General features: G+C 31.7%; 20 protein-coding genes. 9 read left to right on the top strand and 11 right to left on the bottom strand.

The genetic code is table 11. The features are described 5' to 3' along the window. Positions 1–5: 5 nt before the first annotated feature. Positions 6–1,073 carry a DUF2652 domain-containing protein gene (locus tag N1F78_RS06225; RefSeq protein WP_406685319.1) on the bottom strand — a complete coding sequence of 356 codons (1,068 nt, stop codon included), beginning with the start codon at positions 1,071–1,073 and terminating at the stop codon, positions 6–8. Positions 1,074–1,290: 217 nt separating this feature from the next. Between N1F78_RS06225 and N1F78_RS06220 the strand changes: the two genes are divergently transcribed. The 5 genes from N1F78_RS06220 to N1F78_RS06200 all read left to right on the top strand — a co-directional run bounded on the left by N1F78_RS06220 (position 1,291) and on the right by N1F78_RS06200 (position 6,008). Beyond that, positions 1,291–2,808 carry a PIN domain-containing protein gene (locus tag N1F78_RS06220; RefSeq protein WP_406685318.1) on the top strand — a complete coding sequence of 506 codons (1,518 nt, stop codon included), beginning with the start codon at positions 1,291–1,293 and terminating at the stop codon, positions 2,806–2,808. A gap of 3 nt (positions 2,809–2,811) precedes the next feature. Next, positions 2,812–3,183 (top strand): hypothetical protein, encoded by a 372-nt coding sequence (locus tag N1F78_RS06215; protein WP_406685317.1) that lies wholly within the window; start codon positions 2,812–2,814, stop codon positions 3,181–3,183. A 110-nt stretch (positions 3,184–3,293) separates the two neighbouring features. Continuing rightward, complete coding sequence (locus N1F78_RS06210) at positions 3,294–3,503, top strand: hypothetical protein (RefSeq protein WP_406685316.1); 210 nt, start codon at positions 3,294–3,296, stop codon at positions 3,501–3,503. Between the two features lie 406 nt (positions 3,504–3,909). Continuing rightward, positions 3,910–5,064 (top strand): ATP-binding protein, encoded by a 1,155-nt coding sequence (locus N1F78_RS06205; protein ID WP_406685315.1) that lies wholly within the window; start codon positions 3,910–3,912, stop codon positions 5,062–5,064. Continuing rightward, the gene (locus N1F78_RS06200) at positions 5,064–6,008 is read left to right on the top strand and encodes a diacylglycerol/lipid kinase family protein (RefSeq protein WP_406685314.1); all 945 of its coding nucleotides are present in this window, start codon (positions 5,064–5,066) and stop codon (positions 6,006–6,008) included. The genes N1F78_RS06205 and N1F78_RS06200 overlap by 1 nt, the downstream gene beginning before the upstream one ends. Before the next feature lie 39 nt (positions 6,009–6,047). Here N1F78_RS06200 and N1F78_RS06195 read toward each other — a convergent pair whose 3' ends face one another. The 5 genes from N1F78_RS06195 to N1F78_RS06175 form a co-directional block, all read right to left on the bottom strand. Then, a complete protein-coding gene (locus tag N1F78_RS06195; protein WP_406685313.1) occupies positions 6,048–6,572 on the bottom strand; it encodes an OmpH family outer membrane protein in 525 nt (174 codons plus the stop codon). 226 nt (positions 6,573–6,798) lie between these two features. After that, on the bottom strand, positions 6,799–7,650 hold the full coding sequence (locus N1F78_RS06190) for a class I SAM-dependent methyltransferase (protein WP_406685312.1): 852 nt from the start codon (positions 7,648–7,650) through the stop codon (positions 6,799–6,801). 105 nt (positions 7,651–7,755) lie between these two features. Continuing rightward, positions 7,756–9,627 carry a tRNA uridine-5-carboxymethylaminomethyl(34) synthesis enzyme MnmG gene (gene mnmG / locus N1F78_RS06185; protein ID WP_406685311.1) on the bottom strand — a complete coding sequence of 624 codons (1,872 nt, stop codon included), beginning with the start codon at positions 9,625–9,627 and terminating at the stop codon, positions 7,756–7,758. A 75-nt stretch (positions 9,628–9,702) separates the two neighbouring features. Continuing rightward, positions 9,703–10,113: an rRNA maturation RNase YbeY gene (gene ybeY, locus N1F78_RS06180; protein ID WP_406685310.1), complete on the bottom strand. Its 411-nt coding sequence runs from the start codon at positions 10,111–10,113 to the stop codon at positions 9,703–9,705. Next, positions 10,106–13,468: a DUF4175 family protein gene (locus N1F78_RS06175; protein WP_406685309.1), complete on the bottom strand. Its 3,363-nt coding sequence runs from the start codon at positions 13,466–13,468 to the stop codon at positions 10,106–10,108. The genes ybeY and N1F78_RS06175 overlap by 8 nt, the downstream gene beginning before the upstream one ends. A 208-nt stretch (positions 13,469–13,676) precedes the next feature. Here N1F78_RS06175 and gltX point away from each other — a divergent pair, with 208 nt between their 5' ends. Together gltX and N1F78_RS06165 are read left to right on the top strand one after the other, a co-directional pair. Further along, a complete protein-coding gene (gene gltX / locus N1F78_RS06170) occupies positions 13,677–15,194 on the top strand; it encodes a glutamate--tRNA ligase (protein ID WP_406685308.1) in 1,518 nt (505 codons plus the stop codon). A gap of 83 nt (positions 15,195–15,277) precedes the next feature. Further along, complete coding sequence (locus N1F78_RS06165) at positions 15,278–15,490, top strand: DUF2007 domain-containing protein (RefSeq protein ID WP_406685307.1); 213 nt, start codon at positions 15,278–15,280, stop codon at positions 15,488–15,490. Between the two features lie 48 nt (positions 15,491–15,538). On the opposite strand, the gene N1F78_RS06160 is transcribed toward N1F78_RS06165, so the two are convergent. Then, on the bottom strand, positions 15,539–16,654 hold the full coding sequence (locus tag N1F78_RS06160) for a glycoside hydrolase family protein (RefSeq protein ID WP_406685306.1): 1,116 nt from the start codon (positions 16,652–16,654) through the stop codon (positions 15,539–15,541). Between the two features lie 24 nt (positions 16,655–16,678). After that, positions 16,679–17,368, bottom strand: coding sequence for a hypothetical protein (locus N1F78_RS06155; protein WP_406685305.1), 690 nt, complete (start codon positions 17,366–17,368; stop codon positions 16,679–16,681). Between the two features lie 72 nt (positions 17,369–17,440). On the opposite strand from N1F78_RS06155, the gene N1F78_RS06150 reads away from it, so the two are divergent. Beyond that, the gene (locus N1F78_RS06150) at positions 17,441–18,373 is read left to right on the top strand and encodes an SPFH domain-containing protein (protein ID WP_406685304.1); all 933 of its coding nucleotides are present in this window, start codon (positions 17,441–17,443) and stop codon (positions 18,371–18,373) included. Further along, the gene (locus N1F78_RS06145; protein ID WP_406685303.1) at positions 18,366–18,890 is read left to right on the top strand and encodes a hypothetical protein; all 525 of its coding nucleotides are present in this window, start codon (positions 18,366–18,368) and stop codon (positions 18,888–18,890) included. Before N1F78_RS06150 ends, N1F78_RS06145 begins: the two co-directional genes overlap by 8 nt. A gap of 30 nt (positions 18,891–18,920) precedes the next feature. On the opposite strand, the gene N1F78_RS06140 is transcribed toward N1F78_RS06145, so the two are convergent. The 3 genes from N1F78_RS06140 to N1F78_RS06130 form a co-directional block, all read right to left on the bottom strand. Continuing rightward, positions 18,921–20,081 (bottom strand): GNAT family N-acetyltransferase, encoded by a 1,161-nt coding sequence (locus N1F78_RS06140; protein WP_406685302.1) that lies wholly within the window; start codon positions 20,079–20,081, stop codon positions 18,921–18,923. Between the two features lie 87 nt (positions 20,082–20,168). Next, entirely contained in the window at positions 20,169–20,645 is a 477-nt protein-coding gene (locus N1F78_RS06135) for a DUF1761 domain-containing protein (protein WP_406685301.1), read from the bottom strand. A gap of 81 nt (positions 20,646–20,726) precedes the next feature. After that, positions 20,727–22,736 carry a glutamine--tRNA ligase/YqeY domain fusion protein gene (locus N1F78_RS06130; protein WP_406685300.1) on the bottom strand — a complete coding sequence of 670 codons (2,010 nt, stop codon included), beginning with the start codon at positions 22,734–22,736 and terminating at the stop codon, positions 20,727–20,729. Positions 22,737–22,804 lie beyond the last annotated feature (68 nt).

The following is a 22,804-nucleotide window of genomic DNA, read 5'->3' as shown; positions in this document are numbered from 1 at the left end:
AAAAACTAGTTTTCTACATCAGATTTAAAGGTAAATCCAGAATTAATTAAAGAAATAAGGTGATTGAAGTTTTCTAAAATGGCCGTTTTAAGTTTTTTCTTTAAAAGTGGTTTCATGATAATACCAAATGGCTTAAAGTCTGCAAATAACTCAATATCAACTTTAGTTAACCCAGATTCAATTTCTTCTAAAACAAAATAATTGCTCATGCGTTTTGTAAAAGGAAAATTGGTGGTAGATTCACCATATACAAGCTGGTTTTTATTAACGTTTTTTGTTACCGTTGTTTGAGTAATTTCTTGATTATTAACCAAACACTTATGCTTTAAGCCTGCTCTATTTACTTTGTTTTTTTCGTACTCTAGTTTATTTATGCCTTTAACCCAAAGCAATCTGTAATCAAAATTGCTTAGTATTTCATAAAGTTCTAAAGCCGAAATTTTAACCTCAACAGTTTCTTTAAGTAAGGCCGTTTTTGGAACATCTTTGGGAATTGGGTCAATCTCAGGTAAACGTTCTTTTAAATGAGATAGCGGGTTAAAAGTAAATACAATCTCTCCAAAATCGTAAGTGGCTTTTTGTTTTTCTGAATTTTCATCTAGAGCCTTTACACTTTCTGTGAAAATAGCGTACTCATCAATTGGCACATCATTTTTAAGCAATCTATGAACTTGTATAACATTACTTCCGTAGGGCTTTTTTGAATCTTTAACTTCAATAAATTCAATTTCACCATAATGCACCACAAACTTAATTTTTAAATTATAAGCAGATGAACATGCACCACAATGACAAATTCTTTGGTACTCATAACGCTTTAAATGTGAATGAAATGCTACGTACATGGCTTCAATTTGCTTTTCAATTGCGCTTAAATTAATAGTATCTTCAAGCTTATATAAAAAAAGCGCGTCACCTTCTATTTCTGCCAGCTCCAACCCTATGGTGTTACTATCAATTAAAAGCTCTAAAAGCTCAGAAATAATATGCCGGCTATGGCTAATATCTGTATGATGAACAAACTCAGTAAACCCCGATATATCTGGAATAAATAAAATAGCTTCTTGGGACATGGATTAATTAAATGTTTTGTTTAGCATATAAAAATAAGTGGATTTGTTTTTAATTAGTAATAATAACTTGTTAAAAGCATTTTAAACTTAAAGATTATAGCACTTGACTTTGTGAGAAAAAAACTATACTTTAGTTTGGCAGTAAGTATAAATCATTAAAATGATTTTATATCAAGGCCTTGGCAAAATTGTGAACAAACCCAAGAACAATCATTGAATGAAAGTACTTTTAGATACTAACATAATTATTCACAGAGAAGCGAACAGAGTCGTCGAATACGACATCGGACAACTATTTAACTGGATTGATAAGTTACATTACGAAAAATATATTCATCCAATTACAATCTCTGAAATTGATACTTATCAAAATAAACAAGTAGTTGCGACTTTTTCAATAAAACTAGACAGTTATAATAAAATTAAACATCAACTTCCTTTTTCGGAAAATGTACAAAGTGTAAGTGATGAATTTGATGTAAACGATAACGATATAAATGACACCCACCTATTAAACGAAATCTATGAAAACAGAATAGATTTATTAATAACGCAGGACAAAAAAATACACTCTAAAGCAGATAGACTTGGCATTTCAGACAAAGTCTTTAAAATTCAATCATTTCTTGAAAAAGTCACATCTGAAAACCCTGAATTAGTTCAATATAACATCCTCGCCGTTAAAAAAGCTGACTTCGCAGAAGTTGATATTGATGACAACTTTTTTAATAGTTTCCGAGAAGACTATGATGAATTTGATGATTGGTTCAAATCAAAATTTGACAAAGTTTGTTATGTATGTTATAGCGATAATAACTTAACCGCATTTCTTTACATTAAAGTTGAAGATGAAAAAGAAAATTACTCTGAAATAAAACCAATATTTGACAAGAAAAAAAGACTGAAAATTGGAACGCTAAAAGTAATTAGTAACGGATATAAAATTGGTGAAAGATTTTTGAAAATTGTTTTTGATAACGCAATTCAATATAAAGTTGATGAAATATATGTTACTGTTTTTGACAAAAGACCAGAACAAGTACAACTAATTGATATGCTCAAAACTTGGGGTTTTATTGAACACGGAATAAAATCGACTAAAAACGGAGACGAAATCGTTTTAACTAGACCTTTTGGTAAGACTTTGCCAATTGACATTAATAAACCTAAGCTTTCTTTTCCTTTTTTCTCTAGAAAAACTAGAAAATATATCATCAAAATAGAACCTCAATATCACACGGAATTATTTCCCGATAGTATTAACACTAGAGAAGATAAAACAAAATATACGGAGAACGAACCTCACAGAAATCGTATAGGAAAGGTATATATATCACATTCTTTTGATAGACATCTTCAACCTGGTGATATTATTATCATTTATAGATTGGGAGAAACCAAACCTAAAAAATACTCAAGTACCGTAACTTCAATTTGTATTGTAGAGCAAGTAGTTAAAGATTTTAATTCGTTCGATGAATTTTATAAAGCTTGTTATAGAAGAACTATGATAAAAAAGAAAGAACTTGAAAAAAATTGGTGGAATAAGAAAAAATACAAACCTTTTGTTATAAAATTTTTATTCGCTCACTCTTTTCCGACACCAAAACCAACGCTCAATGATTTGAACAGAATTGGTGTAATTCCGGACATTATGAATATGCCACGTGGATTTATAGAATTAAATAACAATCAGTTTAACAAATTAGTTAATTTTGCCTACAACCGAAAATAATATATGAAAGTCGTTTTATCAATTAAACCAGAGTTTGCTTTTAAGATTTTTGATGGTTCTAAAAAATTTGAATTTAGAAAAGCCATCTTTAAAAACAATAATGTAAAATCTGTAATAGTTTATGCATCATCGCCTGTACAAAAAGTAATTGGCGAATTTGAAATCGGTAAAATCTTCAATAATGACCTTGAAACACTTTGGAACTTGACAAAAGAATATTCGGGAATTACAGAAGATTTTTTTTATGAATATTTTTCGGAGAGAGAAAAGGGGTTCGCAATTCAAGTCAAGAACAAGAAAAAATATAAAAAACCTAAATGTTTGAAAACGGATTTTAATTTACATCCACCTCAATCATTCGCTTATGTGAAATAAAACACTATTGCCAACAAAGACTATAAGTAATTGCATGTTCTCACTTACTTCTAAAACCCTATGGATTTTCATACAAAAAACCATAAACAATCATTCCATTGTATTGACAAATGATGTTTAGAAAATTTGAAACATATATCGGAAACCAACGATTTATTATAGAAGAAGATCTGCCAGAAATAGGTTGGTATATTTATGTTTTCGATAATAATGGTAAATGTATTAGTGACCATTTGCAAGATGATTATAATACGGCAGTAGCATTTGCTCATGAGGAATATAAAATTGAAAAAAACAACTGGATGTTAATTAAGGATTAAGTCCGAGGACATAATCAATCAAATTTTGGTGAATTTTGGGAAATAATTAACCCAATACAAATTGGACATGATAATTTTAAAAAATGGGTAAATGAACTCCTCAAAAAAACCGCCAACTTCAATCTAAAAAACAACCCGAACAAACTAACCCGCGTTAGGGATTGAAGCGGCATCCTTTTTAAACTTAGAAGGGAACTAAAGTGCTTTTATATTAAAATTTAACAAATTCTTACGGTCATTCCTCCCTGAGAATGACGTTTAAAAAGATATAGCTAAAAGCCCGACCACGCCGTAGCGTGGTAACGCCCAAATATTTAAAAGTTAAGCCTCAGTTACCTTAGAAAAACCTTTTCTCATTTAGTTTCTTGAATTTCTTTATGAAAAAAAATCATGTACTTTTGTTTCCATGCTATTCTCTGATATTTTAGGGCAAGAACACATTAAAAACCATCTCACACAAAGTGCTGATAATGGTAGAATACCACACTCGCAATTATTTGTGGGTCCTGAGGGTTCTGGCACATTACCTATGGCTATTGCCTACGCACAGTATATTTTGTGCAAAAACACTAATGCAGAAAATAACTCTGGTAATGAAGCCTGCAATATTAAGTTTCAAAACTTATCGCATCCAGATTTGCACTTTGCATTTCCGGTAACTACTACCAGTAAGGCCAAAAGTCATCCTGTTTCTAGTCATTATCTTGAAGAATGGCGCCAGTTATTAAAAGAACAACCTTACGGGAATTTATTTGATTGGTATAAACTACTTGGGGTTGATAATAAACAAGGGCAAATTGGGGTTGATGAAGCCCAAGATATTGTAAAAGCCTTATCTCTTAAATCTTATGAAGGTGGTTATAAAATAATGATTATTTGGATGGCCGAAAAAATGAATATTGCCTGTGCCAACAAGCTTTTAAAACTTATTGAAGAGCCACCAAACCAAACTGTTTTTCTTTTAATTGCTGAAGATGAAGAGCAAATTATTAATACCATTAGGTCTAGATGCCAGATTCTTCATTTTCCGCCTTTAGCTGAAGATGTTATAAAGCAAGCTTTAATTAAAGATTATAATTTAGATATTACGGTTGCTGCTAAAATTGCGCATCAGTCTAACGGAAATTATAATAAGGCTTGTGATTTGGTGTATCAAGATTCTGAAGATTTGCAATTTGAAAAATGGTTTATTTTCTGGATTAGAAGTGCTTTTAAAGCTAAGGGAAATAAATCTGCCATTCATGATCTTATTTCCTGGAGTGAAGATATAGCAAAAACAGGTAGAGAAACACAGAAACAATTTTTACATTTTTGCTTAGATTTTTTCCGGCAGGCCCTATTGCTAAATTACAACGCCACCGATTTGGTGTACCTAGAACCAAAAACAGAAAAGTTTAAACTGGAAAATTTTGCACCTTATATTCATGGCAACAACATCATGGATATTAGCAATGAGCTTCAAGACGCCATTTACCATATTGAGCGCAATGGTAACTCTAAAATTATACTAACAGATCTATCAATAAAACTTACCCGATTACTTCATAAAAAATCGGCTTAATGCAAAAGGATTCCAAACAGTGGTTTGTTATTATTAACCCAACTTCTGGTAATGGGAAAGCCAAACAAAAGTGGCCTGAAATAAAGCGTTTATTACACCATTATAAATTTGATTTTGAATTTGCTTTTACTGAATACAGCAAACATAGTGTTTCACTAGTTCAAAAAGCTCTAAAAAACAGTTTTAAGCACATTATTTGCGTTGGCGGTGATGGTACCTTACACAATACCATTAATGGTATTATGAATCAGTCAGAAATACCGTCTAGCGCCATTAATATTGGCGTTATACCTATTGGCACAGGAAATGATTGGATAAAAACTCATGCCATTGCAAACCATATAGAATCGGCCATAAAAATCATTTCTGAAGGTTATATTGCCTATCAAGATTTAGGTAAAATTGAATTTGAAAACAGTAATAAACCTTCTGTTTATTTCAATAATTTAGCGGGTATTGGTTTTGATGGTTATGTAGTTAGTAAAGTTGAGCGGTATAAAAAATGGGGTGCTTTGGCTTACCTTTTTGGAGCGCTTTCCGGTATATTTTCTTTTAATAATTTTGAATCTAAAGTAACTATAAATTCAAAAGAAATATCAGGAAAAACCTTAATGATACTTGTTGGCTTATGTAAATATTCTGGTGGCGGCATGCGGCTTACAGATTCACCAAATCCCTTTGATGGTTTATTAGACATTTCTATTGCTCAAAACCTCAACAAGTTTGAAATCATAACAAATTTACCCAGACTGTTTAACGGTAAAATAACTAAGCACAAAAAAGTTAAAACGCTAAAAACAGATGCACTGAAAATAGAGGTTGATGAAAATAAGCTTCCTTTTATTCAAGCCGATGGTGAACTTATTGGAACTGGAAACTTTAAGGTATCAATACTTGCCAAGGCCTTTTCGTTTTACCGCAAAAAAAATCCTGATTTGTTTTAAGAAATCAGGATAATATATTGATTTTGAGTATTTTACAATCTATTTCTCCTTGTACTCAGCATTTAAAGCATCTAAAATAGTTTGTGTTAAATCATTTTCATCTGTACCATACAACACTGAAGATGCAGCATCACTTGTACCTAAGATATAAGTATATCCGTTTGTTTTACCGTAATCTTTAACGTAGTCTTTAACCCTAATTATTAAAGAATCTATTTCAGATTGAAAAGACTGCTGAATTTGTTGTTGTTCAAATTGCATTTGTTGTTGCAATATTTGTTGCTTTTGTTGTAAGCCTACCATTAATTCTTCGGCTTTCTTTCTATTACTTCTTGCAACTCTTTGTGCTTCATTTTGTGTTTTTTGAGCTTCTAATTGAAACGCTTGACTAATACTATCTGCTCTTTTCTTAAAAGAATCGTCCTTAGCTTGAAACCTAGTTTCTAAATCTTTTTTCTCCTGGTAGTCATTAATAACAGTTCCGTTATCTACATAACCAATTTTTTGTTGCTGACAAGATGTAAAAGCAAACGCTACTAAAACAATACAAATTATATATTTCATTTCTTAAATTTTTAATCCGAACAAATGTAATAAACAAAATAGACTGAAGTAATTAAATTAACCTTGAATTAACGCTATAAATAAAATTTATTGAATTTAAATTATTTATTAAAAATCATTATTACAAACAAGTTTAAATAAAGCGTTTTAAGGCACTTTTAAAAATTGGGTATGTATATAGATGAATTCATTATTAGGCTTAAAATAAAACTAATCTAATTAGGTTTTAGTGGTTTTTAATGATGTAAATTAATGAAGAGGCTTCTTTTGAAGTAATAGCTTTAATATTTGAAAGGGCTCCAATAAAAAAACCTTTAAATAAATTCATTTTTCCAGAGGCATATTTTTCTGAAAGCATACTCACATAAAAAGCATCAAACCACATGCATTTAGTTTTAACTACTTTCATATTAACTTTAGAAAATAAGTTTGACATAGATTTTCTATTAAAATGCCAAAGATGTCTTGGAACATCAAAAGCTGCCCAAAACGTTTTATAATGTTTTGCATCAAAACTTTTATGATTAGGAACAGCTATAACTATAACCCCATTTGGTTTTAATAGTTTTTTAAAAATAGAAATATGATCTTCTAAATTTGGTAAATGTTCTAAAACATGCCACAGTGTAATAACATCAAAACTCTGTGCTTTGAATTCTAAAAGTTGTTCTGTTTCAAAAACGGAATTGTTAGTTTTTTGATTGGCAATTATTCTTGCTTGTTCGTTTGGTTCAATTCCTGAAACCTTCCAATTATTTTGTTGTGCAATTTGTAAAAAGTCACCTGTACCACAACCAACATCTAAAATACTTTTACCATTGGTATTAAAAGAATTAATTAAATGTAACTTTTTCTTTAAGGCCCATTTTCTAACAACATGATATGCCTTTTCAAACAGATTGCGTTTAGAATCTGTATGCGAAATATAATCTTCACTTTGATAGTATTCTGGTAATTTTTCTAATGAAGGTTTTGGTGAAGTTTCAAGAAACCCATATTCTGAATTTTCAATTAATTCAAATACTTCTCCTGAAACGGAGTGGTCTTTTATAGTTAATAAAGAAGTTGTGCTTTTCATTTGTAATTGATTCTGAATTGATACTTTGGCTTTACGCTTTGCACCAATTTAGAATGATGAAATAATAAAATTAAAAGAGATGTTCCACGTGGAACAATAAATTATTTATCTACCCATATACACCAATAAAACAGAAATATCATTAGGTGATACACCACTTATTCGTGATGCTTGAGATACTGTTGTTGGTTGTATTTTTTTAAGCTTTTCACGCGCTTCAAAACTCATAGACTTTATCTTAGAATAATCAAAATTCTCAGGAATTTTTACGTACTCTAATCTGTTTAATTTATCAGCATTGTTCTTTTCCTTAGCTATATATCCAGAATATTTAACTTGTATTTCTGTCTGTTCAATCACTTCTCTATCTAAGTTATTCTCTAGAATATAATCACTAACACTTTTTACTTTTCTAATATCTTCCATGTCAATATTAGGTCTAGCAAACACCTTAAATAATTTTCCAGATTGCTTTACAGCAGATGATTTTTTACTTTCTAAAATAGGATTAATTTCTTCTGGTTTCACACTTTGTGTTTCAAAAAATCTGACAAATTTCTCCGCAGCTTTATGCTTTTCTTCCATTCGTTTTAATCGCTTTTCAGAAGCCAATCCAAGTTCATAACCCTTTGGAGTTAATCTTAAATCTGCATTATCTTGCCTTAATAATGTTCTATATTCTGCTCTAGAGGTAAACATTCTATAAGGCTCCTCAGTACCCTTAGTAATTAAATCATCAATTAAAACACCAATATAAGCCTCATCCCTTTTAAGCATAAAAGGATCTTTTTCCTGTACTTTTAAACTTGCATTTATTCCAGCCATTAAACCTTGAGATGCCGCTTCCTCATATCCTGTAGTTCCATTTATTTGTCCTGCAAAATACAAACCACTTACTATCTTAGTTTCTAAAGTATGCTTAAGTTGTGTTGGTGGAAAATAATCATACTCTATGGCGTAACCTGGTCTAAAGAATTTTACATTTTCAAAACCAACAACAGATCTTAAGGCATTAAATTGTACATCCTCAGGTAACGACGTTGAGAATCCATTAATATAATATTCAACCGTATTCCAACCTTCTGGTTCAACAAATAATTGATGTCTATCTTTATCGGCAAATCTATTAATCTTGTCCTCAATTGATGGGCAATAACGCGGGCCCAAACTTTTAATTCTACCATTAAACATTGGCGATCTATCAAATCCTTCACGAAGTAAATCATGTACCAAAGCACTGGTATAAGACATGTGACATGACCGTTGTTCTTTTAAAGGTTTTGTAACATCCAAATATGAAAATTTTTCAGGATTATCATCACCAGGTTGTTCAACCATTTTTGAAAAATCTAAAGACCTTCCATCAACTCTGGGCGGTGTACCTGTTTTCATTCTACCAGAATCAAACCCCAAATCAACAAGCTGTTCAGTTATACCCGTAGCCGCTTTTTCTCCTGCTCTACCTCCACCAAAATTTTTATCTCCTATATGTATTAATCCATTTAAAAAAGTACCATTTGTAAGCACTACAGATTTAGACCTAACCTCAACACCCAATGATGTTTTTACACCTACAACCTTATCTTCTTCAATCAATAAACCTGAAACCATTTCTTGATAAAAATCAAGATTTTTTGTGTTCTCTAGAAGCATTCTCCAGTCTTCAGCAAAACGCATTCTGTCGCTTTGAACCCTCGGGCTCCACATTGCAGGTCCTTTAGACTTATTAAGCATTTTAAATTGAATAGCGGATGTATCCGATACTATTCCACTATAACCACCTAATGCATCAATTTCCCTTATGATTTGCCCTTTTGCAATTCCACCCATGGCAGGGTTGCAAGACATTTGCGCAATGTTCTGTAAGTTCATAGTAACCAAAAGTGTCTTGCTACCCATATTGGCTGCCGCAGCTGCAGCCTCACTACCAGCATGACCACCACCAACAACAATTACATCATAAACTTCATTAAACATGACATTAGAATTTAAACATGTTCCACGTGGAACATATGCTTTTTAAGTTTGCAAATATACGGTGAACTTTTGAATTTAAGCAAGCTGGCTTAAATAGTGATTTTCCTTCTGCCTCATAAGTTTAGCCTCTACATCTGTTTTGTCCTTATAACCACAATAATGCAATATACCATGTATTATTACCCGACGCAATTCATTATCAAAAAGAACCCCAAAATCATTAGCATTATCTACCACTCTTTCAATAGATATAAAAATATCGCCTTGTATAATTTTTCCCACTGAATAATCAAAACTAATTATATCAGTTAAAGTATCGTGGTTTAAAAATTCAACATTAAGTTTATGGAGATATTCGTCATTACAAAACACATAATTTATCTCTTCTATTCCGAATCCTTCGGCTGATATAGTATCTAAAATCCAATTAGAAATTCCCTCTTCATTAAACAAAGTGAAATCAGTCTCGTAGTTAAAGCTAATCATTAGTTTTTTTAAAATATTCCTGAACCTTAGTTCTATAAATTTGATGCAAAGGTAGAGCTTGTTTATCTAAAATTTCTATAGTCTGGAAATATTGTTTTGCTGTTGGAATTTGATTAATTGAGTTATTATTAAAATCATCTTTATTTGACTTAGACTCTCTTTTATCATCCTTTCCTTGTTCCAGAGTAGCATTTTCTAGCTTTAATAATTCATGCTTAAGTTCCATCATCTTTTGAAGAGTTTGGTTAGTGAATCCTTTATTCAATAAATCCAATTCTATTTCTTCCATATCTCTAACCAACTTATCTCCTTTATATCCCAAACCTTCTTTAGCAATCTTATCTTTTAACGCCTGTCTAAGTTCCTGTTGCTTTTGATATATTTCAAACAATAAACCGTTTAATTCTTCATTTGTACCTTCTCCCTCTCCAGACTTCTTACCTTGTTCCTCTTCCTTTTTCTTTCCATCATCACCTTGCTTAGGTTCTCCCTCTTTCTGAGGTTTGCCCTCCTTAGACTTTTTCATACCATCTTCCATCATTTTCTGCAATTGCTCCTGACTCATAATAATATCAGGTAGTTGCTGGTCACCCTTACCCTTACCAGAAGACATGCTCATACTTTCTTGCATATTATCAAGTACATTACTTAAAAAATCAGCCAAATTATTTGCAGCAGTAGTAGCAAATTGTTGTTTAGCTATACCTTGATATAACTGATTTTCAGCTAACATGGAAATAGCTTTATCAACATTGAAAAATACCTCGGTAATTTCTTTATTAACATTTTCAGAAAGCTTGGGTTGTCTTAATGACAATGCAAACAAACTATCATCTATATGTTCAAAATGTTCTCTTAATGTATTTTGTTTTTTAAGATAATAAGCAAACCTACTGTGATCAACATCAATCTTTTTAAAGTTATCCATCAATGCTTCCTGATCAAAAGAATAAAGCACTAAATTATCTAAAATTTGACGAAGCATTTCCATGTCTTCTTGCATCTGTTCTCCACCAGAGGCACTCATAGCATTTTGCATACTCTTACTCATTTGTTTCATTTTCTGAGCTGCTTTTTTCTGATTCTTCTTTGCTTTATTTTGACTTCCATTATTAGGCTGCTCTTCTTTATCCTGATCGGAATTATCCCTTTGTTTTTTTTCTAATTCTTCAGTTGCCTTTTGCTGTTCGTCCTTTATTTCACGTTCCTCCAATTTATCCTGAGGAATATCAATAGGCTTTTTTAAAGCATTACTATCTTTTTTTAAATCGTCTAATTGCTTGGTAAATTCCTCAAATGATTTATTTAATTCTTCCTGTTTTTCTTTAGCGTTATTTTCATCTTTTTGGTCTGATAACTTTTCTTGTTCCTCTGATAAATTATTTAAATCATCAGCCAATTTCTCAAGTTTATTTTCAACGTAATAACGTTTAGTTAACTCCAACAACTGCTGTAAACTTCTTTTCTTATTTTTATTTTGTTTGGCAAGTTCTTCCAATTTATTAACCAACTCCTCTTTATTAATTTTTTCCTGAATCCTTTCAATTTCCTTCAACAACCTTTCATCCTTTTCAAGTTGTTCTTCATTTTCATCTAAACGCTTTTTTAAATCTTCCTTAAAAGAATCATCTTCCTTGTTATTTTTAAATTCCTCTAAATTATCATTAAGCTCTTTGTTGAATTTCTTCATCATTTCATCCTGCTGTTTTTGCCGACTTAAAAATGATTCCAACTTCTTTCTATCATTAAAATTCAAGGTAGCCTTCTCCTTATGTGTTTTTGTTAAATCTTCTAATTTCTTCTGATCTTCTTCAAACTTATTTAAAGATTTATTGAGACCCTTTATGGTTTTACTCTGATCATTTAATCTTTTGGTTAACTCTTCTTTTTGTGTACGCTTACGGTAAGTATACGTATCGCTTTTAATACTCTTAAATTTATTAACTGCATCATTATCAAATACTTGAAAGTATAAACTATAAGGAATACCCTCCTGAATTTCCAAAGTATTAGGAAAAGCACTTATGAATTCTGTGATATTAGAATTGGACAATGGAATATTTTCAATCAGTTTATCATCCTCATTATCAGAAGGATAGTAAACTAATTGCAATTTAGTAAACCCATAATCATCACTTGCTTGACCAAAAAAATAAAGGCTCTGGGCATCAAGGCTATCCACCTGCATTCTTACCTTTAATTCGGGGTATTCATCTTTAATAACATCAATTCTAAAAGCTAAATTCTCATAATTAATTAGGTCCTTATTATTAGTGCTTAAACTATAATCTAAATTTTTAAAAACACGTTTTGAAACATTAAAAACACCATTACTTTTAGCGTTAAACCTTATGGTATCCTCAGTAAAAAGATTTACATAATCTGTAGATTTAGCTTTAAGTTTCCATGTTACACTAGTTCCCTCTGGAACCACGGCATTTCCCGTACTTTTTAAAGTTTCATCTTTCTTTTTAGTATAACCTGGATAATCTAAAAACATTTCAAAACTTAATAAAGAAGGCGCTTCAACAATATTAAGTGAATACGTTTTAGAGGTTACATTGTTGGCATAAAACTTAAAGTCTATGGCTTCTTTAGGCTGATTAAAAATATACTCAAATTCACCAATTCCAGTTTGATGCAAAAAGTAAGTCTCATCATTATACACTATTTGCGCATTCTCAGGAATAAGATCGCCAGATGTCTTAACTAGTAATTTAAAATCTTTGTTTTCTATGGTTTGTAAAGATTCATTTATAACATAAAACTTAAATGGCGCTGGTGGTTCATAGGCAGTTTTATAATGAACAACCCTATTATAACTATTACTAAACCAATTTAAGTTATCTGTAATAAGGGTGATTAGTATAATTAAAACTGGAATTGCAGCGTATTTTAAATATTTTATGTTTTGCTTAAAATTAACTGCAAGCTTAAATGGTATTGGTTTTAACTCAATTGACTTTTGTTCAATACTAGCCAATAACAAATCTGACTGTTGCGGATTTTGATTTAACTGCAAGACATTAAGTAACTTATCACTAACCTCTGGAAAATGATTACCAATAATTTTGGAAGCATCTTCATAATTTATACCATCCTTAAGCCTTAATAATTTAGCTAAAGGAAACAGAATAAACTTCACCAATAACCCTACCTCTACTACAATAAAAAGCCAAAATAAAGCGGTTCTTGCTCCAGTACCTAACCACAGGATATATTCAATAAAAAGTGTGAATAAAAAATAGAGTAAACCAATAGCAAAAAACAGTATGCACCCTTTAAGCAATTCATTAGTGTAATAACGTTTAATAAACGCTTCTAGCTTGTTTTTTATGGCTTCAAAATTTTGCATAATACTAAACTACAATTTTATTTAGTACACCCTTTATAATTAAGTGTTAATTGTATTCTTCTTCAAAGAAACCAAATTTGCATTTATATAAAACAACAAAATTTCGATTTGTTTCAGTAATCACTTCGTTAGTCAATAATTTTTTCATTTAATCAAATTAAATTATAAACGAAAAAAATCATTTACTTTTGCAGCAAATTTAATAAAGATGACTAAAAACGTTCGTGTGCGTTTTGCACCAAGTCCAACAGGGCCTCTTCATATAGGAGGTGTTCGTACTGCATTATTTAATTATTTATTCGCTAAAAAACATGGTGGTGAATTTATATTGCGTATTGAAGATACTGACCAAACACGTTATGTTGAAGGGGCTGAAAAATATATTATTGATTCATTGAACTGGTGCGGAATCCCTTTTGATGAAGGTCCAAAAAAGAACGAAAAATTTGGCCCGTACAGACAAAGTGAACGTAAAGATTTATACAAACAATATGCTGAACAACTTATTGAAAACGGCAACGCTTATTATGCTTTTGATACTTCTGAACAATTAGATTTTCACAGAAAAGACCACGAGGCTAAGGGCAAAACTTTTATTTATAACTGGCATAATAGAGAAAAAGGCAGATTAGTAAACTCTTTGGTTTTATCTGAAGATGAAACAAAAGCCAAAATTGATGCTGGTGCAGATTATGTTATTAGGTTTAAATCACCTCAAGATGAAACCTTGCATCTTAAAGATATTATTCGTGGCGATATTAAAATTGATACCAATATTTTAGATGATAAAGTATTGTTTAAAAGTGATGGTATGCCAACCTATCATTTAGCAAATATTGTCGATGACCATTTAATGGAAATCTCACATGTAATTCGTGGTGAAGAATGGTTGCCTTCATTAGCATTACATTATCAATTATACCAAGCTTTGGGTTGGGAAGCGCCAGAATTTGCACATTTACCATTAATACTTAAACCAACAGGTAAAGGAAAATTAAGTAAACGTGATGGTGATAAATTAGGTTTCCCAGTATTTCCTTTACAATGGGAAGACCCAAAATCACATGAGATTTCTAGAGGTTATAAAGAAGATGGATACTTCTCTGAATCTGTAGTTAACTTTTTATCATTTTTAGGTTGGAACCCAGGAACAGAACAAGAAATTTTTAGCTTAAGCGAACTTATTGAAGCTTTTGATTTAAACCGTGTAAACAAAGCGGGAGCAAGATTTGACCCAGATAAAATTAAATGGTTCAACCATCATTATATGCAAGAGCAACCCAATAGTGATTTAGCCATAGCTTTTAAGGAACAATATGCTGCACTTAGTGACATTGATGTAAACTATATTGAATTAGTGGTAGGTTTAGTTAAAGAACGTGCATCTTTTATTTCAGATCTTTGGGATTTAAGTTATTACTTTTTTCAAACACCAAAAAGCTATGATGAAAAAGCATCAAAAAAAGCACTTAAAGAAGGCACTAAAGATATTCTAAATACCATAAAAGATATCATTAATAACATTGATGATTTTACCACAGAAACACTTCAAACAGAAATTAAGGGTTGGATTACTTCTAACGAAATAGGATTTGGGAAAGTAATGATGCCTTTACGTTTAGCATTAGTTGGAGCCTTACAAGGGCCTGATGTTTTTGATATTATGTTTATGATTGGGAAACCGGAAACTATTAAGCGTATTAAAAACATCATAAGTTCATTGTAAACACGTTTTTAATATGATTTTGTAAAAAAATTCAGTAAATTGGATTGGTTTTATATGTCAAATTTAAAGTCCAAAACAAAATTATGAGTTTCATTACAATAAAAAGTTCTCGAATTGAAAGCGAATTATTAATACTTAAAAGCCGACTTGAATCAGAGGGAATTAATTGTTTTTTAAAAAATGAATTTACAACTCAATTAATGAACTATATTCCAACATTTGAAATTGAATTACAAGTTGCAACTTCCGATTTAGAAAGCGCTAAAAAAATAATGGTTGAAGTAGAAAGTAATTAAAAAATGATATTATTCAGATTCAAAATACTGATCTGATAATTTAAAATTTTAATGCTTTAAAGGAATCACCATATTCCAAGTATTCTCAAACTTCCATGCTTCTGGCCCACTACCAACAGCAGCAAATAAATGCGTTGGTTTACCATCTTCAATTAATACAAAAGGACGTTCAAAATGATTTTGGAAAGTCTTCGTACCATCCTCCCATAAAATATGTCTGCTATAGGCCTTTACTTGGTCAAATAAATTCCAATTAACACCATCTTTAGACCAAACATGAATTCCACCACCTTCTTCACCACATATTTCTCCTGAACGGTCTTTTATTACACCTTCATACTTATCGCCAGCCCACCAAATAAAAGGGTCTTCAACATCAACATGTTGTTTATCTGGTGTTTCAAATCTAAATACAGGTTCTTCACTCAATCTTTTATACTCACCTCTTGGGCTATCTGCCATTGCAACTCCCAATAACAAAGGCGGTTTACGCGTTAAACTAGATTTATACATTAACAATATTTTTCCTGTTTTTGGGTCTACCGCTGGAGATGGGTTTGATGTAATTGACGCATCCCAATGCCCAGGTCTTGGTTCAATAACCGGCTTGTCAACACGCTCCCACGGTCCAAAAACAGAATCACTAATAGCCAACCCAACGCGCTTATTTAACCAGGCTTCATCCCAATTATAACCTTCTGGTTTAGGGTTTTCTTTAGTTGGTAAAGGAAATTTATAGGTTGTACCAAAGTGATACAGTAAGTACTTGTCTTTATATTTAACAATTCTAGGGTTGTGCGTGCACATACCATCAAAAAATTCTGGTCCTCTAATTGGAAGCACTACTTCTTGAAAAGTGTAAGGCCCTACTGGAGTATCGGCAACTGCTCTAACTACCTCGGAATTTGTAACCCAATTACCAAAGCCTACATCTTTAGACCATCTTGAAGCAAACATGTGATATTTTCCATCCTCTCCTTTTATTACTGAAGAGCCCCAAATCCAATAATTATCATCACGAAACCCTCCGTTAATAGGAGCTGGTAAAATACGATCTATAAAAGCTTTGGGCGGTTGATTACCGCTAGCACAAGATAACATTGGTGCTGAAATTAATGCTGCAGAACCCAATATGCCTGTTTCAATAAATGTTCTTCTTTTCATAAAATAAAAATAACATATAAATGTTTAAAAAGAAACTGTTGCACCCAAAATAAGCATGCTCATATTTCCTTTAAGTCTAGCTTCTCCTCCAGTAGTATCTAGATTATTATCATCCAACTTATTCAAAATATTGGTAAAACCATAAATATATTGAGCTCTTAACTTAAAGTTTCTAATTCCTAAAGAAGCTCCTACAACGCCGTTAAAATTAAATTGAGAAATATCAGTAATATCGGTTGCAATTAAATTAGAATAATTGTTTATATGGTAATTCTCATGAGAGTCATCCTTTAACTCTAACTTACTATTATATTGCAGCATTGGACCTACATCTATTGTAAAATAATTTTTAACCACTTTAACATTTACTAATAATGCTAACTGAGTAGCAAACAATTTATAATCAATAAAGGTGTTAGTGTCACTGGCACTAGCCATGGTTGGTCTTGCAGAAATTCCAATTGTACTTTCTGAAATTTGCATTCCAAAACTAATATTGTACCACTGTCTGGGAATATCTGCGGTAGCCAAAAAACCACCCGCAAACCCGTTACCCTTTGAAGTTATAAAATTAGAAGTAGTAATATCTAATTGGCTTAACCCCCCAGAAATAGAAAACCCATTAGTTACATCGTATTTTCCTCGTTGCGCAAAACTTTTTGTAACAAAAGTTAGTAAGAATACTACTAATAAGATAAGTTGTGTTTTTTTCATAGCGTTTTTGGGTTAAGGCGCAAATATAACTTAAATTAGTAACTCATTTTTTAACTAAACATTATACATATCATGGATTTCATTTTAATTCCTATTATCATCTTCGGATTGATTATTTTAATCTCTTCCTTTTTTATTGTAAAACAACAAACCGCTGCCGTTATTGAACGATTTGGACGCTTTCAAAGTATTCGTCATTCTGGTTTACAGTTAAAAATTCCTTTAGTAGATAGAATTGCTGGAAAACTAAGTTTAAAAATTCAACAATTAGATGTTATAATAGAAACTAAAACACTTGATGACGTGTTTGTAAGATTAAAAGTTTCAGTACAATACAAAGTAATTAGAGATAAGGTATATGATGCTTTCTATAAATTAGATTATCCACATGATCAAATTACATCTTACGTATTTGATGTGGTTCGTGCTGAAGTTCCAAAAATGAAACTGGATGATGTATTTGTTAAAAAAGATGACATTGCCATTGCTGTAAAAGCGGAACTTAATGATGCTATGTCAGATTATGGATATGACATTATAAAAACCCTTGTAACAGATATTGATCCTGATGCACAAGTAAAAGAAGCTATGAACCGTATTAATGCTTCTGAACGTGAAAAAATAGCTGCCCAATTTGAAGGAGATGCACAGCGTATTTTAATAGTTGAGAAAGCTAAAGCTGAAGCTGAAAGTAAGCGTTTACAAGGTCAAGGTATTGCAGACCAACGTAGAGAAATAGCTCGTGGTTTAGAAGAGTCTGTTGAGGTTCTTAACCGAGTTGGAATTAATAGCCAAGAAGCTTCGGCACTAATTGTTGTTACACAACATTATGATACTTTACAGTCTTTAGGTGAAGAAACTAATAGTAATTTAATACTGTTACCAAACGCGCCACAAGCCGGTAGTAATATGCTTAATGATATGGTAGCAAGCTTTACAGCGAGTAACCAAATTGGCGAGGCTATGAAAAACGCAGATAAAAATAAGAACAAAGAAAATGAATAAACTAAGAACCTTGGTAATCCTGCTATTAATTAGCGGGATTACTTTTGCCCAAACCAAAGAAGAGTTAAAAGAATCAGCTTTAAGAGATGCTAAAATAACTTCTGAAGCAACACTTAAATATGATTTTGAAACTGTTTTTAAGCATACGTATCCTTCCATTTTAGAATTAATGGGTGGCAAAGAAGCTGGGATTGAACTTATGAAAAAAACTTTTGACGATATGAAAACCTCTCAAGGTTTTGTGTTTGAAAAGGCAGATATTATTAGCGTTTCTGGAATTGTTTTTGAACAAGACCAATACCGTTGTTATATTGAAGGTTTCAATCAAATGAAAATAAACAACATGCGTGTAAAAGCAAAAAGCTATATGTTGGGCATTTACAGCCTTGAAAATGAAATCTGGTATTTCTTAGAAGCTAAACAATTGAAAAACCCTGCAATGGCAGACATGATTTTACCAGACTTTACCACCAGTTTGGAAATTCCGGATGATGAAATGACAACAGAACAACTATAAACATAAGGAGCCTTGAAAATCAGGGCTCTTTTATTTTTTAAATGGATGTCTTTCTTCCCATTTTCTAATAGGATTCATATACTTAACCACACACCTCATTATTGTATTTGCAATAAAATTATTGGTGTGAGTTAAATAAACGTTCATATTGTAAGGTTTGGCTCCAATTGAACTTTTAATTTCCATTGCGGTTCTGGCATATACAATTGTTTTAAAATTGTTCTCAATACCAAAACAAGCCATATTAAAAAGCATGTTTAAATACATTTGATATTTATTTTGAAGCTCCTTATTGTACCCTAAAAAATAAGTTTCTAGTTTGTCATGATTTAAAATCACAGAATAGAAACCAACCAGCTCATTCTTTAGAAAATAACCAAAAACTTTAAAGTTTTCTTTTAAGCTCTGCTTTAAGCTCAAGAAATGATTTTCATCTAACTTAAATGAATTTACCCTAGCATTATCTGAAACGGTCTCATAAAGCCTAAAAAGGTCTTTAGAATGTGCTTCTAAATAATCTTTGCTTAATTCTTTACAAACCAAATCAGCACTTTTCTTTCTTGCTGTTTTGTACCTTCTTCTATATTTCTTGTTGAAGTCTGAAATATAATTTTCGGGCGTCTCCCAATTATCAGAGACATTAAATATCATATTAGGTTGCACCTGAATTTTATACAAATTCTGACTTCTGAAATAGGAAGTGCTTTTATGAATTGTATCAGCTTCAAAATAATCCTTGAAAACAATAATACGAATCTTCTTATTGAACTTTTCTTTAATTTCAATAGTCAAATCTTCAATTGCACTTTGAATAGTATTAAGAAAATCATCTTGAGAAATCGCAGTATCATCAAAATAAATTCCGTGCTGACCTGTATGCATTAAATTACCAACTACAAGCGCGTTTCCTCTAACAAAATTTGATACGAGTTGCTTTCCAATTTGTTTTAAAAAACTATTTGATGTTCTTCTAAACACATCATCCAAATACATCTGGACACGCTGAATAACGACTTTACCAATTAAGTTATTAGACTTAAATATTCCAACGTAATACGATGTAATATTACTGGGAGAAGATGCTTCTAAACCTGCTAGAAATGGGGTTTTTAAAAACACATCATTTATTGATAGTGCATCCCATTCTGACGGAATTTCAGAAACTTTTCTATATATTTTATGCTCAATCAATAGCCTTAGGTTATGATAACAAGTAGTAAAAAAAAGACTGAAGTTACATGCCTCAGTCTAATTTTTTGTTAATTATTTACAAAATTTTTATACCCATCCGCAAATAATACTACCCATAATCATTAAAGTTAAAGTCCAATATCCAACATTTATAAACGTTAATTTCCAACTTTTTCTTTCATACATACCATTAGTAGCCATAATAGGAAAAACAAAAAATAGTCCTGCAATAAAACCGTGTAATGCACCATGCTTAAAGGTTCTAAAGGCACTACCATAATCATTCATAAACGCTTCATAAGACGGTAATGCATTGGCAACATCACCTCCGGTTAAGCTAAAAGCTCCCATTTGATGAATAACTATACCTTGAATAAAAAAAGCAAGCATAATGGATAATAACAAAGAAATACCAAAAATAACGGGCATATTAGCGCCCTTCATTTTTTCCTCAGTAACTCCAGATTCTTTCATCCAAGCAGTTCCTAAAACTTTTGGATTGTACCAAATAAATCCTAATACTAATGGCACTAAAGCGGCAACAATAATTGCTAGATAATTCATTTCCATGATAATATAGTTTATAGTTAGTACTTAAATATAACTAAAAATATAATGCGGAAAGTGTATTAACTCTTTCGGGTTCTAATAAAGTTGCTGAGTTTCGGCAACTAAAAGTTCATTTTTGTCTTCTAAGGCTTTTGCTATAAAGCTATCTATAACCTCATTCCTTTCTAATCCTTTTTTAAGCAAAACACCAAGAGTAATTACTGTGGCTATTCGCGTTCCAACTTTTTTAACTGCTGTAGCAAAAAGTGGCTCTAGGTCATCATAACTTACATTTTCTGCAAGCTTGAGAATTTCCTCCTTCGCTTTTACTTGTTTTGTTTCGGGTAAATTTGTGTATTTTTTTCCCAGTTGTTTAATCACATCTATAGGCTTGCGTTCTGTTTGTTGTTGCTTAGGCTTAGCCTGGTTTTGATTATTTGCTTGTGGCTTCTTTTTAGCCCAAGTATCTCTTAAACCTACTGTTTTATTGAAAATAATTTTTTTAGAAGTTGAATCATTATCAATATTAAAATATCCCAAACGTTGAAACTGGAACCTGTCTCCTACTTTGGCTTCCGCTAAACTTGGTTCAACAAAGGCATTAATAGTTTTTAAGGAATTAGGATTTACAAATTCCATAAAATCCTTATCCTGATGACCATCAGGAGCTTCATCCATAAAAAGCCTGTCATATTCCCTAACTTCTGCTTTTATAGCATGTGCAATAGACACCCAGTGTAATGTTCCTTTTACACGCTTCGCGGTATCTTCAGAATACGTACAATGTACTTCAGTAATATTAGCATCTGCATCTTTCACAACACTTTCTGCTTTGATGATATAAGCATTCTTTAAACGAACCTCACCACCTAATTTTAATCTAAAAAATTTATTACCGGCTTCTTCTTTAAAATCTTCCCTTTCAATATAAAGTTCTTTTGAAAATGGTACTTTTCTAAACCCTGCCGATTCATCCTCTGGATTATTTTCTGCATCTAACCACTCTACTTTATCTTCAGGGTAATTAGTAATCACCAATTTTACAGGGTCTAAAACAGCCATCACCCTTGGCGCGGTCTTATTTAAATCTTCACGTATACAGAACTCTAAAAGAGAAACATCTATTACATTATCACGCTTTGCAACACCAGCGGTTTCAACAAATTTTCTTAATGCATTTGGTGTATAGCCCCTTCTACGTAAACCAGAAATGGTTGGCATTCTAGGGTCATCCCATCCTTTTACCACACCTTCATTAACCAATTGTAAAAGCTTACGTTTACTCATAATGGTATAACTAAGGTTTAAACGCGCAAACTCCCTTTGTTTAGGGGGTATTGGTAAAGTATCTGAGCTGTAACCATGTACTATATCTTTAAACCAATTATAAAGCTTTCTATGTGGTTTAAATTCTAATGAACATAGAGAATGAGAAATCTGTTCTAAATAATCACTTTCTCCGTGTGTCCAATCATACATAGGGTAAATACACCAATCATCACCCGTTCTATGATGATGCGCATACATAATACGATACATTATTGGGTCTCGCATTAACATATTAGGATCTTCCATGTCTATTTTTGCACGTAAAACATGTGTTCCAGCTTCATACTCACCATTCTTCATACGTGTAAATAAATCCAAGTTTTCTTCTACACTTCTATTCCTGTAAGGACTGTTTGTACCTACTTGAGTTGGTGTTCCTTTCTGTTCAGCCATTTCTTCACTGGTTTGTGAATCAACATAAGCCTTACCATCCTTTATCATTTGTATGGTCCAATCATACAATTGTTGGAAATAATCTGAAGAATATAATTCCTTATCCCATTTATAACCCAACCAAGCAACATCTTGCTTAATAGCATCTACATACTCTTGTTCTTCCTTAGATGGATTAGTATCATCAAACCTAAGATTTACCGGTGCTTTATACTTTTCACCTAAACCAAAACTAATCCCTATAGCTTTAGTGTGACCTATGTGTAAATAACCATTAGGCTCTGGTGGAAACCTAAAACGTAGATTGTCTTTAGACATCCCATTAGCTAAATCTTCTTCAATAATTTGCTCAATAAAATTGAGTGGTTTTCTCTCTTCAGACATTTTCTGATGTATTTCAACTAAATAAGCCTCAAAATTACGGAAAATCAACCTATTTTAGCCCAATAACT

It is taken from the genome of Seonamhaeicola sp. MEBiC01930 (assembly GCF_045277075.1).
In the GTDB taxonomy this organism is placed as follows: Bacteria; Bacteroidota; Bacteroidia; order Flavobacteriales; family Flavobacteriaceae; genus Seonamhaeicola.
This window is presented reverse-complemented; position numbering and strand designations above follow the sequence as displayed.

Bases quoted from the DNA above. Each gene is read 5' to 3' on its own strand.
- N1F78_RS06225 (WP_406685319.1), bottom strand. From the start codon at position 1,073: ATGTCCCAAGAAGCTATTTTATTTATTCCAGATATATCGGGGTTTACT.
- N1F78_RS06220 (WP_406685318.1), top strand. From the start codon at position 1,291: ATGAAAGTACTTTTAGATACTAACATAATTATTCACAGAGAAGCGAAC.
- N1F78_RS06215 (WP_406685317.1), top strand. From the start codon at position 2,812: ATGAAAGTCGTTTTATCAATTAAACCAGAGTTTGCTTTTAAGATTTTT.
- N1F78_RS06210 (WP_406685316.1), top strand. From the start codon at position 3,294: ATGATGTTTAGAAAATTTGAAACATATATCGGAAACCAACGATTTATT.
- N1F78_RS06205 (WP_406685315.1), top strand. From the start codon at position 3,910: ATGCTATTCTCTGATATTTTAGGGCAAGAACACATTAAAAACCATCTC.
- N1F78_RS06200 (WP_406685314.1), top strand. From the start codon at position 5,064: ATGCAAAAGGATTCCAAACAGTGGTTTGTTATTATTAACCCAACTTCT.
- N1F78_RS06195 (WP_406685313.1), bottom strand. From the start codon at position 6,572: ATGAAATATATAATTTGTATTGTTTTAGTAGCGTTTGCTTTTACATCT.
- N1F78_RS06190 (WP_406685312.1), bottom strand. From the start codon at position 7,650: ATGAAAAGCACAACTTCTTTATTAACTATAAAAGACCACTCCGTTTCA.
- mnmG (WP_406685311.1), bottom strand. From the start codon at position 9,627: ATGTTTAATGAAGTTTATGATGTAATTGTTGTTGGTGGTGGTCATGCT.
- ybeY (WP_406685310.1), bottom strand. From the start codon at position 10,113: ATGATTAGCTTTAACTACGAGACTGATTTCACTTTGTTTAATGAAGAG.
- N1F78_RS06175 (WP_406685309.1), bottom strand. From the start codon at position 13,468: ATGCAAAATTTTGAAGCCATAAAAAACAAGCTAGAAGCGTTTATTAAA.
- gltX (WP_406685308.1), top strand. From the start codon at position 13,677: ATGACTAAAAACGTTCGTGTGCGTTTTGCACCAAGTCCAACAGGGCCT.
- N1F78_RS06165 (WP_406685307.1), top strand. From the start codon at position 15,278: ATGAGTTTCATTACAATAAAAAGTTCTCGAATTGAAAGCGAATTATTA.
- N1F78_RS06160 (WP_406685306.1), bottom strand. From the start codon at position 16,654: ATGAAAAGAAGAACATTTATTGAAACAGGCATATTGGGTTCTGCAGCA.
- N1F78_RS06155 (WP_406685305.1), bottom strand. From the start codon at position 17,368: ATGAAAAAAACACAACTTATCTTATTAGTAGTATTCTTACTAACTTTT.
- N1F78_RS06150 (WP_406685304.1), top strand. From the start codon at position 17,441: ATGGATTTCATTTTAATTCCTATTATCATCTTCGGATTGATTATTTTA.
- N1F78_RS06145 (WP_406685303.1), top strand. From the start codon at position 18,366: ATGAATAAACTAAGAACCTTGGTAATCCTGCTATTAATTAGCGGGATT.
- N1F78_RS06135 (WP_406685301.1), bottom strand. From the start codon at position 20,645: ATGAATTATCTAGCAATTATTGTTGCCGCTTTAGTGCCATTAGTATTA.
- N1F78_RS06130 (WP_406685300.1), bottom strand. From the start codon at position 22,736: ATGTCTGAAGAGAGAAAACCACTCAATTTTATTGAGCAAATTATTGAA.